We start from the raw sequence: 13,409 nt of genomic DNA on the forward strand, positions 1-13,409 counted from the left end.
TCCTTATCGCATCTTGCTATGAAGGTTAAACCTGACCTGCGAATATCGCAATTTGCTATATTCGCAAACAGACCAATGGCGCCCTTCAACAGCCTAGACAGGCGCTCCCGGATCAACACCGGCGAAACTGTGAGCGGATGAGTCGCCATCTCCATGCCTTGATAAACATCCGCGCCGACTCCAAATAGAGCCCATTGGCCATTTCCAGGAGCCCACTATGTCCGAACCTCTCGTCATCCCTTGCCCGCATTGCAACGGCCTCAACCGCATCCCCGGCGAACGCCTGGGCGACGCGCCCAAGTGCGGGCGTTGCAAGCAACCAGTGTTGTTGAACAAGCCTTTCGAACTGAAGCAAGGCGACTATGCCAGCCAGATCAAAGGCGATTTGCCGTTGCTGGTGGATGTATGGGCCGACTGGTGCGGGCCGTGCAAATCGTTTGCGCCGGTGTTTGAGCAGGCGGCCGGGCAGCTGGAGGGCAAATGCCGGTTGGCCAAGCTGGACAGTGAAGCCAATCAGCAGCTGTCGGCGCAGTTGGGGATTCGTTCGATTCCTAGCTTGATCCTGTTCAAGAACGGCCGCGAAGTGGCGCGCCAGAGCGGGGCGTTTCCGTTGCCGCAGTTGATGGCATGGCTGCGCAGCCAGGGCGTGTAACCCGCCCCTGAGAACAACACCTACCCCATGTGAGAGCGGGCTTGCTCGCGAATGCGAAGTGTCAGTCGATGCATAGGTTGAATGACACACCGCTTTCGCGAGCAAGCCCGCTCCCACATTTCTGACCGCGTTTTAGCCTTGGGTCAGTGGGACTTCGCGGTCCATCATCTGGCCGACCAGCAGTACTCCCAGCTCGCTTAATTGATGGATGGCCAAAGCTACGTCGCGGTGTTCGCCGGTGAGGTCGTTGGACAGGTTGGGCAACAGGGTGCGCACGGAAGAGAAGGTTTCGTAGCTGTTGAGCACGAGGGTTTCGGTGGGCAGATTGGGGGTTATGGTGAATAACATGCTTTTCGTTCTCTGACAGGGCCACCACCTATTCGCTACTAAACGAGGGCGGCAGCTGTACGCAGGTTAGTAGACCGGGAACGAAAGCAAAACCGGCGCACCCGAAGGTGCCCTGCGCACAGCAGCCATAAGATTTTGGAGCCTTGCACATGCTGTCATCTGTTGGGCTACTAAACCCGATCACTGAACATTCAGCGACCGGCGAACCTTAAGAGACACCCCTCCAGACGCACAAGCCGGCGGATTCTGGCGTATGCGTAGGCAACGATACAAGGCTCATGCCCTATTGCCAGACCTGTCCTACAGCCTCTGTGGGACAAATCCAAATCCCCCTGCCTGAATGCAAAACAAATGTGGGAGCGGGCTTGCTCGCGAAGGCGGTATATCAGCCAACATCTCTGGCGACTGACACTCCGCATTCGCGAGCAAGCCCGCTCCCACATTGGATTTGGGTTGTACCTTGGCTTATGCGCTTTCCAGCAAGTTATGCAACTCCACAAACTGCTGGGTCAGCTTGTGCCGTGGGTCCAGGTGGATCAGCGGCTTGCTCTCCTGGTGCGACTCACGCATGCGCACGGAGCTGGCCAGGTACACCGGCAGCACCGGCAAACCCTCGGCAATCAACTCGTCGAGCATCTGCTGCGGCAGGCTCGCCCGGGCCTGGAACTGGTTGACCACGATGCCTTCAACCTCAAGGCCTTCGTTGTGGTCTTCCTTCAATTCTTCGATCTCAGCCAGCAGGCCGTACAGCGCTTGTCGCGAGAAACTGTCGCAATCGAAGGGGATCAGCACGCGATCAGCGGCAATCAACGCCGAAACCGCGTAGAAGTTCAACGCCGGCGGGGTGTCCAGGTAGATTCGGTCGTAATCTTCGCTCAACTCGTCCAACAGCTTTCGCAGCTTGTTGATCTTGTGCTTGGCCTCAAGCTTGGGCTGCAAGTCCGCCAGCTCGGCGGTGGCGGTGACCACGTGCAGGTTGTCGAAGGGCGTTTCGTAGATATCCACCTTGTTCTTCTTCGAAAATGGCCCGGAAGACAGGGTTTGCTTGAAAAAATCCGCGATCCCCATGGGGATGTCGTCGCCCGTCAGCCCGGTGAGGTACTGGGTTGAGTTGGCTTGTGCATCGAGGTCCACCAACAGGGTTCGATAGCCTTCGCTGGCGCTGACCGCCGCCAGGTTGCAGGCAATGCTGGACTTGCCAACGCCACCTTTCTGATTGAACACCACACGCCGCATGGAAAAACCTCCGTGTATCAATGAATGCCCGAGTGTAGAGGGCAAAAGCGCCTGTTAGCTACCTTGTTCATCCATGCACTACAGCATCGCAGACGATTGAAGCGCTGACTGTCATCTGCCACCGACAAATTAAACAGAACGATCTGACAATCCAATCTGATCCCGGGTAGCGGACAATCTGTAAATCTTTACCAGTCATTTGTAATCAACCTTGAACAATTCATTACCAAAGTTTGCTAGAAGCCCGCAGCACCGGGATAATGCGCGCCATTCGGCCATTGTTCCCTGTCCCGGTATTCGGGGCCAACGGCCGCACATGGAAGCCCGCAGGGGCGGGATAACCTCTCAGTGATCAATTTCAACATCGCCCAATGGCGCGCCTGGGCTCCAGGGCTCGACAGCGCGCAAGACTGGCTGGCCTGGAGCAAGGCCCCAGTGGTCATTCCCGCCAGCGACGCCGCCCCCGACGTGTCATTTCTGCCAGCCATGCAGCGCCGCCGCCTGAGCCGCCTGGCACGCATGGCCTTCAGCGTCGGCTGGCCATTGGCCGAAGGCCTGCAGGATTTGCCGCTGGTGTTCATCTCCCGGCATGGCGAAACCCCGCGCACCCTCGACATCCTCAGTGACCTGGCCAACGACCAGCCCCTGTCGCCGACCCAGTTCAGCCTGTCGGTGCATAACGCGGTGATTGGCCTGTGGTCGATCCTGCGCAATGAAACCAGTGAAATGACCGCCCTCGCCGCCGCCGGCGACGGCCTGGAGCACGGCCTGCTGGAAGCCGCCGCGCTGCTCAACGAAGGCGCCCCGGCCGTGTTGCTGGTGATCACCGAAGAACAGCCGCCCGAGGCCTACGCCAGTTGGATCACCGATGTGCCGTTTCCCTACGCCCTCGGCCTGCTGCTGACGCCGGGCGACGAGTGGCAGCTGGAACTGCACACCGCCACTGTCCAACCCACTCAAGCCCAGTGGCCCCACGCCCTGAACCTGCTGCGCACCCTGCTCACCGAGCAGGGTGCCTGCCAACATGCCTGGAAGAACCGCGTATGGAACTGGCAACGCAAGTAACCACCGACAAGCCACGGCAGGCCTACTACTGGCGCCTGTTCGCCACGGCCATCAGCTTCCTGGTGTTTGGCATCGGCGGCCTGGGCCTGCGCGTGCTGGTGTTCCCGCTGCTCAGTTGCCTGCCGGGGGATGCCAAGCAGCATCAGCGGCGTGCGCGCCACACCATCAGTTGCCTGTTCTGGTTTTTCATTCGCCTGATGTACCGCCTGGGCATCCTCACCTACAGCGTCGAAGGCGCGGAAAAGCTCGGTCGCCCGGGGCAGATGATCGTGGCCAACCACCCGTCGCTGATCGACGTGGTGTTCCTCATCGGCCTGATGCGCCAGACCAACTGCGTGGTCAAGCAGAGCCTGTTCCAGAACCCGTTCATGCGTGGCCCGGTGCGTGACGCCGGCTATATCAGCAACGACGGCAGCGCCGACATGCTCGACGCCGCCGCCGACGCCCTGCGCGAAGGCCAGACCCTGATCATCTTCCCCGAGGGCACCCGCACCACACCCGGCGCTGCGCCCGCCTTTCATCGCGGGGGCGCCGCCATTGCACTGCGCGGTGCGACAATCGTCACCCCGGTGGTGATCAAGGTCAGCCCCACCACACTGACCAAGGCCGAGCCCTGGTATCGCATCCCCAAACGTCGCTTTCACTTCAGTTTGCGCGTGGGTGCCGATATAGAACCACAGGCGTTCGCCACACTGGGGCCCGCACCCCAGGCTTCACGCAAGCTCAACGATTACCTGCATGACTATTTTATTAAGGAGCTCGCCGAAGATGAGCGACAGCAACAGCCTTGAGTACGACATAAAGACCCTGATCATCGAGGCTCTGGGCCTTGAGGACATCAGTGTCGACGATATTGGTAGCGACCAAACCCTGTTCGGCGAAGGCCTGGGCCTGGATTCGGTAGACGCCTTGGAATTGGGCCTGGCGATCCAGAAAAAGTACGGCATCAAGATCGATGCCGACGCCAAGGACACCCGCAATCACTTCACCAACGTGGCCAGCCTTGCGGCATTCGTCACGGCCCGACAGGCAGCTTGAGACCGTACCATGCAAACTCGTGACGATATTTTCAACACCTTGCGCGACGCCCTGGTGGAACTGTTTGAACTGGCGCCGGAACGCGTCACCCTTGACGCCAACCTGTACCAGGACCTGGAAATCGACAGCATCGACGCCGTGGACTTGATCGACCATATCAAGCGCCAGACCGGCAAAAAGATCGCCGCCGAAGAGTTCAAGGCCGTACGCACCGTGGACGACGTGGTTGAGGCGGTGTACCGCCTGGTGCAACCCGCCGCATGAGCCGGCTGATCGGCCTTGGCCTGTTGTTGGCGGGGCTGCTGTACCCCTTTGCGGTGTATTACGGCACCGAGCATTTTGCCCCGTGGCAATTCGGCCTGCTGCTGGGCAGCCTGTGGCTGTTGCGCGCGTTCACCGGCGCCCGGCGCCCCGGCAGCCGCTGGATGGCACTGGCGGTGATCGTGTTCTGCCTGCTGCTGGCCTGGTTCGACAACCCGCACCTGCTGCGCTGGTACCCGAGCCTGGTCAGCGCGTTCATGCTGGCGCTGTTTGGCCTGAGCCTGAAATACGGCCCGCCAATGGTGGAACGCCTGGCACGCATGACCGACCCGCAGCTACCGCCCCACGCAATTGTGTATACGCGCCAGGTCACCGTGGTCTGGAGCGCGTTTTTTCTGTGTAATGGCCTGCTCGCCGCCGCCCTCACCCTGTGGGCGCCGTTGAGCTGGTGGACGTTGTACAACGGCCTGATCGCCTACGGGCTGATGGGGCTGTTGTTTGCCGTGGAATGGCTGGTACGACAAAGGGTTCGAGGCCGCGTATGAATGGGTTGAAACTTGAGCACTTGCTGCTTGAGCCGCTGGAACAGCGTCCGGTCACCACCGAACCTGCCATGAATCACGCCCAGCTGTGGGAGCAATCCCTGAGCCTGGCGGCAGGGCTGCGCGCGCGCGGTATCCAGCGCGTCGCCGTGCACCTGGAAGACGCCGGCCTCTTGGCAATCGCCCTGCTCGGTGCCTGGCGCGCCGGGGTCAGCGTGCTGCTGCCGGCCGACCTGCAAGCGCAAACCCGCCAACGCTGGGACGCGGCCGTCGACGCCTGGTTGACCGAAGCGGCACACCTCGACGCGCTGTATCAGGCGCCGTTGAGCGCCGTGGCGCTGGACCTCGACGCCTGCCAACTGAGCCTGTGCACCTCCGGCTCCAGCGGCGAGCCCAAGCGCATCGACAAGACCCTGCGCCAACTGGCCAACGAAGTCGACGCCCTGGAAGCCCTGTGGGGTGCGGATTTGAAAGGCGCCTGCATCATCGGCAGCGTCGCCACCCAACATATCTACGGCCTGCTGTTCCGCGTGCTGTGGCCGCTGTGCGCCGGGCGCACCTTTGTGCGCAAGCAACTGGCCTTTCCCGAGGACTTGCAGCGCGCCAGCCGCGAACACCCACAATTTGCCTGGGTCGCCAGCCCGGCGCTGCTCAAGCGCATGGGCGACAACCTCGACTGGCCGGCGCTGAGCCAGGTGTCGCGGGTGTTTTCCTCCGGCGGCGCGTTGCCCATCGAGGCCGCTGGCGAGCTGTACGACCGCTTGCAGCAATGGCCGACGGAAATCCTCGGCAGCTCGGAAACCGGCGGCATCGCCTGGCGCCAGGGCGCACAGCCTTGGCAGCCGTTCGCCGACGTGGAACTGAGCCAGGACGCCGACGGCGCCCTGCGCATCGCCTCGCCCTACCTGCCCGCCGGGCATATCGAACAAACCGCCGACGCCGCGCGCATCCACGCCGACGGCCGCTTCGAACTGCTCGGGCGCCTGGACCGCATCGTCAAGCTGGAAGAAAAACGCATCTCCCTGCCCATGCTTGAACAGGCGCTGATGGCTCACCCGTGGGTCGCCGAAACGCGCCTGGGCGTGGTGCAGGAAAACCGCGCATCACTCGGTGCACTGGTGGTGCTGAGCGCCGAGGGCCTGCATGCCCTGCGCAATCAAGGCCGTCGGACACTGACCCAAACCCTGCGCCAGCACTTGAGCCAGCATTGCGAAGCCTTGGCGTTGCCGCGTCGTTGGCGCTTACTGCGCCAACTGCCGCTGACCAGCCAAGGCAAACTGCCCCAGGCCCACGTCGAAGCGTTGCTGCTGGCGCCACGACCAAAGGCGCCAGACGTATTGGAGCAAGTCGAAGCCAATGGCGAGTGGACCTTGCAGTTGAGCATCCCGCCGGACCTGGCCTACTTCAGCGGCCACTTCCCGGTCACGCCGGTGTTGCCGGGCGTAGTGCAGATCGAATGGGCGTTCAACCTCGGCCAGCAACTGCTCGACTTGCCCGCGACCTTTGCCGGGATGGAAGTGCTCAAGTTCCAGCAACTGGTGCGCCCGGGCGACCGGATTGAACTCCACCTGCGCTTCGACCAGGAACGCGGCAAGCTGTATTTCGCCTATCGCAATGGCGACGCGGCCTGCTCCAGTGGGCGGATTTTGCTGGAGACCGTCGATGCATAACCCCTGCGCCCTGATCCCGGTCTACAACCACGAAGCCGCCGTGCCCGCCGTGGTCCAGAGCCTGTTGGACAGCGGCCTGCCCTGCCTGCTGGTGGACGACGGCAGCAGCCCGGCCTGCGCGGCGGTGCTGGCACAACTGGCGACCCGGGATAACGTCACCTTGCTGACCCTGCCGAACAACCAGGGCAAGGGCGGCGCGGTCATGGCCGGTTTCCGCGAAGCCGCGCGCCTGGGTTTCAGCCACGCGCTTCAGGTGGACGCCGACGGCCAGCACGACCTGCGCGAAGTCGAGACCTTCCTCGACGCCTCGCGCACTCACCCCAACGCAATCATCTGCGGCTACCCCGAATACGACGACAGCGTGCCCAAAGGCCGCCTGTATGCGCGTTACCTGACCCACGTATGGGTGTGGATCAACACCCTGTCGCTACAGATCCGCGACTCCATGTGCGGCTTTCGCGTGTACCCGCTGGCCCCCACGCTGGCGCTGATGGACTCGGCCTACATCGGCACGCGCATGGATTTCGACTCCGATATCCTCGTGCGCCTGGCCTGGCGCAACCAGCCGATGCGCTGGCTGCCGACCCGCGTGCATTACCCGGCGGACGGCCTGTCGCACTTCCGCCTGTTCCGCGACAACGTGCGCATCTCGGCGATGCACACCCGCTTGTTCTTCGGCATGTTGGTGCGCTCGCCGATGATCCTGTGGCGGCGGTGGCAGGCATGAGCGACAGCACCAAGCACTGGGCCGATCGCGAGGAGCGCGGCAGCTTCCTGCTGATGAAACTCACCGCGTTCGCCGCCAAGGTCCTTGGCCGCCGCGTGCTGAGCCCGCTGTTGTACGCCATCGTCCTGTACTTCTTCCTGTTCGGCCGCACCGCACGCCACAGCGCCTGGCAATACCAGCAGCGCCTGGCCGACTGGAGCGGGCGCGATGACCTGCGCCCCAGCCACAAGCGCGTCTTCGGCCAGTTCATGGCCTTCGCCGACTCCCTGCTCGACAAGCTCGACGTGTGGAACGGCAAGCTGCGCCTGGAGCAGATCGAGATCAACGACCCGGCGCAATTGCGCGGGCAACTGCGCGGCGCGCGCGGGCAGATGCTGGTGGGCGCACACCTGGGCAACCTCGAAGTGTGCCGCGCCCTCGCCGAGATCGGCGAACAAGTGACCATGAACGTGCTGGTGCACACCAAGCACGCCGAACAATTCAACCGCCTGCTGGGCGAAGCCGGGGCGACGCACTTGCGCCTGATCCAGGTCAGCGAGCTGGACCCGGCCACCATGCTGCTGCTCAGCCAGCGCCTGGACGACGGCGAGTGGCTGGCCATCGCCGGCGACCGCGTGCCGCTGCATGGCGGGCGCACGGTACGCGTGGACTTCCTCGGCCATGACGCCGCCTTCCCCCAAGGCCCATGGCTGCTGGCCGGCTTGCTCAAATGCCCGGTGAACCTGCTGATGTGCCTCAAGCACAACAACCGCTACCGCCTGACCATCGAGCCGTTCACGCCGCTGATCGAATGGAAACGTAATACCCGCGAGCAGGTCATAGCCCTGTGGACCGCGCGCTACGCCGCACGCCTGGGCCAGTTCTGCCTGGAAGCGCCCCAACAATGGTTCAACTTTTACCCTTTCTGGAAGACCGATGACGACGCATCTTGAGCCGGTAACCTTTGGCGAACGCCCTTTGCGCATCGAAGACGTGCTGGCCCTGGCCAACCGTCAGGCGCCTACCCAATTGCAGGGCGATGCCGCCTACCGCCAGCGCATCGCCAAAGGCGCGCAGTTCCTCGACTCGCTGCTGGACAAGGAAGGCGTGATCTACGGCGTGACCACCGGCTACGGCGACTCCTGCGTGGTGGCCGTGCCATTGCAGCACGTCGAAGCGTTGCCCCGTCACCTCTACACCTTCCACGGTTGCGGCCTGGGCAAGTTGCTCGATGCACAAGCCACCCGCGCCGTACTGGCCGCGCGTTTGCAGTCGCTGTGCCACGGCGTGTCCGGCGTGCGCGTGGAGCTGCTGGAACGCCTGCATGCGTTCCTTGAACACGACGTGCTGCCGCTGATCCCGGAAGAAGGCTCGGTGGGCGCCAGCGGTGACCTGACGCCGCTGTCCTACGTGGCCGCGACCTTGTCCGGCGAGCGTGAAGTGATGTTCCGTGGCGAACGCCGCCAGGCCGCTGACGTCCACCGCGAGCTGGGCTGGGACCCGCTGGTGCTGCGCCCCAAAGAAGCCCTCGCGCTGATGAACGGCACCGCCGTGATGACCGGCCTCGCGTGCCTGGCCTTCGCCCGCGCCGACTACCTGCTGCAACTGGCCACGCGCATCACCGCGCTGAACGTGGTGGCGCTGCAAGGCAACCCGGAACACTTCGACGAGCGCCTGTTCGCCGCCAAGCCGCACCCAGGGCAGATGCAAGTTGCCGCCTGGCTGCGCAAGGACCTGGCCATCGACGCACCGACCGCGCCACTGCATCGCTTGCAGGACCGCTATTCGCTGCGCTGCGCGCCCCACGTCCTCGGCGTGCTGGCCGACAGCTTGAACTGGCTGCGTTCGTTCATCGAGATCGAACTGAACAGCGCCAACGACAACCCTATCATCGACGCCGAAGAAGAACGCGTGCTGCACGGCGGGCACTTCTACGGCGGCCATATCGCCTTCGCCATGGACAGCCTCAAGACCCTGGTGGCCAACGTCGCCGACCTGCTCGACCGCCAGCTCGCGCTGCTGGTGGACGTGCGCTACAACCACGGCCTGCCGAGCAACCTGTCCGGCGCCCCGGCGGATCGCGCGATGATCAACCACGGCTTCAAGGCCGTGCAGATCGGCACCAGCGCCTGGACCGCCGAAGCGCTGAAAAATACGATGCCGGCCAGCGTGTTCTCGCGCTCCACCGAATGCCACAACCAGGACAAAGTGAGCATGGGCACCATCGCCGCCCGCGACGCGATCCGCGTGCTGGAGCTGACCGAACAAGTCGCCGCCGCCACCTTGCTCGCCGCCAACCAGGGCGTGTGGCTGCGCGCCCAGGCCGCCGATGCACGGCCATTGCCGCCCGCCTTGGCCGCGATGCACGAACAACTGGCCCAAGACTTCCCGCCGGTGATCGAAGACCGCGCCCTCGAAGGCGAACTGCGCCTGTGCCTGCAACGCATCGCCACTCAACACTGGAGGCTGCATGCGTAGCCCCGGCGTGTTGCACTGCGACACCGAGATCCTCGTGCCTTTTTTCGACGTCGACACCATGAACGTCGTCTGGCACGGGCATTACGTGAAGTACCTGGAAGTGGCGCGCTGCGCGCTGCTGGACAAACTCGGCCACAACTACACGCAGATGCTGGAGTCCGGCTACGCCTGGCCGGTGATCGACATGCAGCTACGCTACGTGCGTGGTGCGGTGTTTGGCCAGACGATCAACGTGCGCGCCAGTTTGGTGGAGTGGGAGAACCGTTTGAAGGTTAATTACCTGATTACCGATTTGGCCAGCGGCGAGCGGTTGACCCGTGCCAGTACCGTGCAAGTCGCAGTGGACGTCACCAGCCGCGAAATGCAGCTAGCCTCCCCCAAAATATTCACAGACGCCGTCGAGAGAGCCCTGAAATGAGATCCCCTGTGGGAGCGGGCTTGCTCGCGAAGGTCGTCAACGATAATGCAATCCGCCTGACACTGCGCGGCGTCCTCAAGTCCTTCGCGAGCAAGCCCGCTCCCACATGGATCGCGCTGATCTTGCTGTTCAGTATTCCAAGTCTGGCCCATGCTTTTGACTTGCAGCAACTCAGCGACCAACTGGCCAAACCCTCAGTGATCCACGGCAACTTCACCCAGGAAAAACACCTGCGCGCCCTGCCCCAGCCGCTGGTCAGCAAAGGCACCTTCGTCCTCGCCAAGGACCACGGCCTGCTGTGGCTGCTGAAGACCCCGCTGCAACAGGACTACCGCATCAGCGCCCAAGGCATCGCCCGTCGTGACGCCACGGGTTGGCAGCCGCTGCCGAACAAGAGCGCCGGCGCCGAGCAGAATCGCCTGTTCCTCGCCGTGCTCCAAGGCGACAGCAGCGGCTTGCAGCGAGACTTCGAACTGCAATTGAAAGGCGAAGCCAACGACTGGAAGCTGACGCTGATCCCCCGCTCCCTGCTGCTAAAACAAGTCTTCACCCAGATCAATATCGACGGTGGCGAGCTGGTGCAAAAAATCGAGCTGCTGGAAACCCAGGGCGACAGCACCCTGCTGCGCATGCAGGACAGCACCGCAGCCCTGCCCTTGAGCGACGCGGAGAGTCACGACTTTGCGCAGTGAGCGTTTGTTACCGCGCCTGTTCCTGATCCTGCTGGTGGCCGTGCTGGCCCTGGCCGGCTGGCAGTGGCGCCATGGCGCGCCGTTGTCGGCGAACCTGATGGAGCTGGTGCCGGGCAACACCCCGGACGCCCTCGAGCTGCAAGCCGAACAGCGCATGCAAGAGCCGTTGAACCGTGAAATGCTGGTACTGGTCGGGCATGCCGACCGCCAGCAAGCGGTGGCCGTGGCGCAACAATTGGGCGAGCGCTGGCAGGCGAGCGGCCTGTTTGAAAAGGTCCAGTGGAACCTGCAAGCCGACTTGCCGGCGCTGCGCGAGCAACTGCTGCGCGGGCGCCTGGCGATGCTCTCGGCCAAGGACCGCGAGCAACTGATCGAACAACCCGACGCGTTCATCCAACAGCGTGTGCAAGCGCTGTTCGACCCCTTCACCGGCTTCAGCCTGGTGCCGAGCCAGGATGACTGGCTGGGCCTGACCGGACGCATCCAGAACAGCCAGCCGCAACATGGCTCGGTACAGCTGGATATCGGCAGCGGCGCGTTGATCGCCGATGCCGACGGCAAGAGCTGGGTGCTGCTGCGTGCGCGCACCACCGGCAATGCCTTCGATATGAAACTGCCGCTGCAAGTGGCGGACCTGCTCCAGGCCAGCCGTGCACAGGCCGGCGAGCAAGGCGCGCAACTGCTCGCCGCCAGCGGGCTGTTGTATGCGGCCAATGGTCAGCAGCAAGCCACGCGGGAAATCACCTGGGTCGGCGGCGGCGCTACCGTCGGCATCCTGTTGTTGCTGCTGCTCGCCTTCCGCCGCTGGCGCGTGCTGCTGGCGTTTGTGCCGGTGCTGGTGGGCATGCTGTTTGGCGCGGTGGCCTGTGTGGCGCTGTTCGGCCATATGCATGTGATGACCCTGGTGCTGGGCTCCAGCCTGATCGGCGTGGCGGTGGATTACCCGCTGCACTACCTGTCGAAAAGCTGGAGCCTGAACCCCTGGCGCAGCTGGCCGGCGTTGCGCCTGACGCTGCCGGGCCTGAGCCTGAGCCTGGCCACCAGTTGCATCGGCTACCTGGCGTTGGCCTGGACGCCATTCCCGGCGCTGACGCAAATCGCGGTGTTCTCGGCGGCCGGCCTGGTCGGCGCCTACCTGTCTGCGGTGTGCCTGTTGCCGGCGCTGCTCAAGGGCGTCGAACTGCGCCCGGCTCAATGGCCGCTGCGCATCGCCGAATGCCTGTGGCTGGTGCGCGAATCGTTGCTCAAGCGCGTGCCGAGCGCGGCGCTGCTGGCCCTGTTGCTGCTGTTTTGCGCCGGTGGCCTGTGGCAGCTCAACAGCAAAAACGATATTCGCCAATGGATCGGCGCGCCGCCGCAACTGCTGCAAGAAGCGCAAGCCGTGGCGCGAATTACGGGCTTCCAACCCACCAGCCAGTTCTTCCTGGTGCGCGCCGAGAACCAACAGCAGTTGCTGGAACGGGAAAGCGCCCTGGGCCAGCGCCTCGATCAACTGGTGAACATGGGCAAGCTCCAGGGCTATATGGCGCTCAGCCAACTGGTGAGCCTGCCCGCCGAGCAACAAACGCTGCGCGAGGCACTGAACAATCTGGCGCAACACTGGCAACCGCTGCTGGACCTCGGCGTGCCCGCCAGCGCCCTGCAAGCCGAAGTCGCGCAACTGCAAGCGCTGCCCACCCAAGACATCGACGCAGCCCTGCAAGGCCCGCTGGCCGAACCCTGGCGCACCTTGTGGCTGGGCCCGGTGGACGGCGGCGTCGCGGCGATGGTCAGCCTGCAAGGCCTGAACAACCCGGCGCTGCTGCGGGTGCAGGCCTTGGACTTGCCCGGGGTGCAACTGGTGGATCGCCTCGGCGACCTGAACCGGGTGTTCGCCGACACGCAGATCAGCGCCGCTGAACTGAAATTGATGTCGTGCGTGCTGATCGTGCTGTTGCTGATCCTGCCGTTCGGCTTCGGCGGTGCCCTGCGCATCGTCGCACTGCCGTTGCTCGCCGCGCTGTGCAGCCTGGCCAGCCTCGGTTGGCTGGGCCAGCCGCTGACCTTGTTCAGCCTGTTCGGCCTGCTGCTGGTCACAGCCATCAGCGTCGATTACGCGATCCTCATGCGCGAACAGATCGGCGGCCCGGCGGTCAGCCTGCTGGGCACGCTGCTGGCGGCGCTGACGACCTGGTTGTCGTTCGGCCTGCTGGCGGTGTCCAGCACACCGGCGGTGAGTAATTTCGGCTTATCGGTCAGCCTCGGCCTGGCATTCAGCTTTATGCTGGCGCCCTGGGCCGGGAAACAGAAACACGCCTTATGAA

15 protein-coding genes are annotated in these 13,409 nt (G+C 63.7%); 13 read left to right on the forward strand and 2 right to left on the reverse strand.

From position 1 onward, the window contains the following. Positions 1–217: 217 nt before the first annotated feature. Entirely contained in the window at positions 218–652 is a 435-nt protein-coding gene (gene trxC / locus ACZRMO_RS12055; protein WP_463973001.1) for a thioredoxin TrxC, read from the forward strand. A gap of 132 nt (positions 653–784) precedes the next feature. Here trxC and ACZRMO_RS12060 read toward each other — a convergent pair whose 3' ends face one another. Together ACZRMO_RS12060 and ACZRMO_RS12065 are read right to left on the reverse strand one after the other, a co-directional pair. Beyond that, positions 785–1,000, reverse strand: coding sequence for a DUF6124 family protein (locus ACZRMO_RS12060; RefSeq protein ID WP_463973002.1), 216 nt, complete (start codon positions 998–1,000; stop codon positions 785–787). Between the two features lie 465 nt (positions 1,001–1,465). Next, positions 1,466–2,236 carry a ParA family protein gene (locus tag ACZRMO_RS12065; protein ID WP_463973003.1) on the reverse strand — a complete coding sequence of 257 codons (771 nt, stop codon included), beginning with the start codon at positions 2,234–2,236 and terminating at the stop codon, positions 1,466–1,468. A gap of 348 nt (positions 2,237–2,584) precedes the next feature. Here ACZRMO_RS12065 and ACZRMO_RS12070 point away from each other — a divergent pair, with 348 nt between their 5' ends. The 12 genes from ACZRMO_RS12070 to ACZRMO_RS12125 are packed head-to-tail and all read left to right on the forward strand — an operon-like array spanning position 2,585 to position 13,408. Beyond that, a complete protein-coding gene (locus tag ACZRMO_RS12070; protein ID WP_463973004.1) occupies positions 2,585–3,301 on the forward strand; it encodes a beta-ketoacyl synthase chain length factor in 717 nt (238 codons plus the stop codon). Further along, complete coding sequence (locus ACZRMO_RS12075) at positions 3,280–4,092, forward strand: lysophospholipid acyltransferase family protein (RefSeq protein ID WP_463973005.1); 813 nt, start codon at positions 3,280–3,282, stop codon at positions 4,090–4,092. Before ACZRMO_RS12070 ends, ACZRMO_RS12075 begins: the two co-directional genes overlap by 22 nt. Then, a complete protein-coding gene (locus ACZRMO_RS12080) occupies positions 4,070–4,339 on the forward strand; it encodes a phosphopantetheine-binding protein (protein WP_017738895.1) in 270 nt (89 codons plus the stop codon). Before ACZRMO_RS12075 ends, ACZRMO_RS12080 begins: the two co-directional genes overlap by 23 nt. Positions 4,340–4,348: 9 nt before the next feature. Next, the gene (locus ACZRMO_RS12085; RefSeq protein ID WP_017738894.1) at positions 4,349–4,603 is read left to right on the forward strand and encodes an acyl carrier protein; all 255 of its coding nucleotides are present in this window, start codon (positions 4,349–4,351) and stop codon (positions 4,601–4,603) included. Further along, complete coding sequence (locus tag ACZRMO_RS12090) at positions 4,600–5,145, forward strand: COG4648 family protein (RefSeq protein ID WP_448186533.1); 546 nt, start codon at positions 4,600–4,602, stop codon at positions 5,143–5,145. The genes ACZRMO_RS12085 and ACZRMO_RS12090 overlap by 4 nt, the downstream gene beginning before the upstream one ends. Further along, the gene (locus tag ACZRMO_RS12095; RefSeq protein ID WP_463973006.1) at positions 5,142–6,812 is read left to right on the forward strand and encodes an ApeI family dehydratase; all 1,671 of its coding nucleotides are present in this window, start codon (positions 5,142–5,144) and stop codon (positions 6,810–6,812) included. Before ACZRMO_RS12090 ends, ACZRMO_RS12095 begins: the two co-directional genes overlap by 4 nt. Next, complete coding sequence (locus ACZRMO_RS12100; RefSeq protein ID WP_463973007.1) at positions 6,805–7,539, forward strand: glycosyltransferase family 2 protein; 735 nt, start codon at positions 6,805–6,807, stop codon at positions 7,537–7,539. Before ACZRMO_RS12095 ends, ACZRMO_RS12100 begins: the two co-directional genes overlap by 8 nt. Then, the gene (locus ACZRMO_RS12105; RefSeq protein ID WP_463973008.1) at positions 7,536–8,471 is read left to right on the forward strand and encodes an LpxL/LpxP family acyltransferase; all 936 of its coding nucleotides are present in this window, start codon (positions 7,536–7,538) and stop codon (positions 8,469–8,471) included. The genes ACZRMO_RS12100 and ACZRMO_RS12105 overlap by 4 nt, the downstream gene beginning before the upstream one ends. Beyond that, positions 8,455–9,996 carry an HAL/PAL/TAL family ammonia-lyase gene (locus ACZRMO_RS12110; RefSeq protein WP_463973009.1) on the forward strand — a complete coding sequence of 514 codons (1,542 nt, stop codon included), beginning with the start codon at positions 8,455–8,457 and terminating at the stop codon, positions 9,994–9,996. The genes ACZRMO_RS12105 and ACZRMO_RS12110 overlap by 17 nt, the downstream gene beginning before the upstream one ends. After that, the gene (locus ACZRMO_RS12115; protein ID WP_207041241.1) at positions 9,989–10,414 is read left to right on the forward strand and encodes an acyl-CoA thioesterase; all 426 of its coding nucleotides are present in this window, start codon (positions 9,989–9,991) and stop codon (positions 10,412–10,414) included. The genes ACZRMO_RS12110 and ACZRMO_RS12115 overlap by 8 nt, the downstream gene beginning before the upstream one ends. Further along, positions 10,411–11,106 (forward strand): outer membrane lipoprotein carrier protein LolA, encoded by a 696-nt coding sequence (locus ACZRMO_RS12120; protein WP_463973010.1) that lies wholly within the window; start codon positions 10,411–10,413, stop codon positions 11,104–11,106. Before ACZRMO_RS12115 ends, ACZRMO_RS12120 begins: the two co-directional genes overlap by 4 nt. Continuing rightward, positions 11,096–13,408: an MMPL family transporter gene (locus tag ACZRMO_RS12125; RefSeq protein ID WP_463973011.1), complete on the forward strand. Its 2,313-nt coding sequence runs from the start codon at positions 11,096–11,098 to the stop codon at positions 13,406–13,408. Before ACZRMO_RS12120 ends, ACZRMO_RS12125 begins: the two co-directional genes overlap by 11 nt. The last annotated feature ends 1 nt before the right edge of the window (position 13,409 follow it).

The sequence above is a fragment of the Pseudomonas sp. B611 genome (assembly GCF_055407965.1).

Coding starts and splice junctions, on each gene's coding strand:
- trxC (WP_463973001.1), top strand. CDS start 218: ATGTCCGAACCTCTCGTCATCCCTTGCCCGCATTGCAACGGCCTCAAC.
- ACZRMO_RS12060 (WP_463973002.1), bottom strand. CDS start 1,000: ATGTTATTCACCATAACCCCCAATCTGCCCACCGAAACCCTCGTGCTC.
- ACZRMO_RS12065 (WP_463973003.1), bottom strand. CDS start 2,236: ATGCGGCGTGTGGTGTTCAATCAGAAAGGTGGCGTTGGCAAGTCCAGC.
- ACZRMO_RS12075 (WP_463973005.1), top strand. CDS start 3,280: ATGGAACTGGCAACGCAAGTAACCACCGACAAGCCACGGCAGGCCTAC.
- ACZRMO_RS12080 (WP_017738895.1), top strand. CDS start 4,070: ATGAGCGACAGCAACAGCCTTGAGTACGACATAAAGACCCTGATCATC.
- ACZRMO_RS12085 (WP_017738894.1), top strand. CDS start 4,349: ATGCAAACTCGTGACGATATTTTCAACACCTTGCGCGACGCCCTGGTG.
- ACZRMO_RS12090 (WP_448186533.1), top strand. CDS start 4,600: ATGAGCCGGCTGATCGGCCTTGGCCTGTTGTTGGCGGGGCTGCTGTAC.
- ACZRMO_RS12095 (WP_463973006.1), top strand. CDS start 5,142: ATGAATGGGTTGAAACTTGAGCACTTGCTGCTTGAGCCGCTGGAACAG.
- ACZRMO_RS12100 (WP_463973007.1), top strand. CDS start 6,805: ATGCATAACCCCTGCGCCCTGATCCCGGTCTACAACCACGAAGCCGCC.
- ACZRMO_RS12105 (WP_463973008.1), top strand. CDS start 7,536: ATGAGCGACAGCACCAAGCACTGGGCCGATCGCGAGGAGCGCGGCAGC.
- ACZRMO_RS12110 (WP_463973009.1), top strand. CDS start 8,455: ATGACGACGCATCTTGAGCCGGTAACCTTTGGCGAACGCCCTTTGCGC.
- ACZRMO_RS12115 (WP_207041241.1), top strand. CDS start 9,989: ATGCGTAGCCCCGGCGTGTTGCACTGCGACACCGAGATCCTCGTGCCT.
- ACZRMO_RS12120 (WP_463973010.1), top strand. CDS start 10,411: ATGAGATCCCCTGTGGGAGCGGGCTTGCTCGCGAAGGTCGTCAACGAT.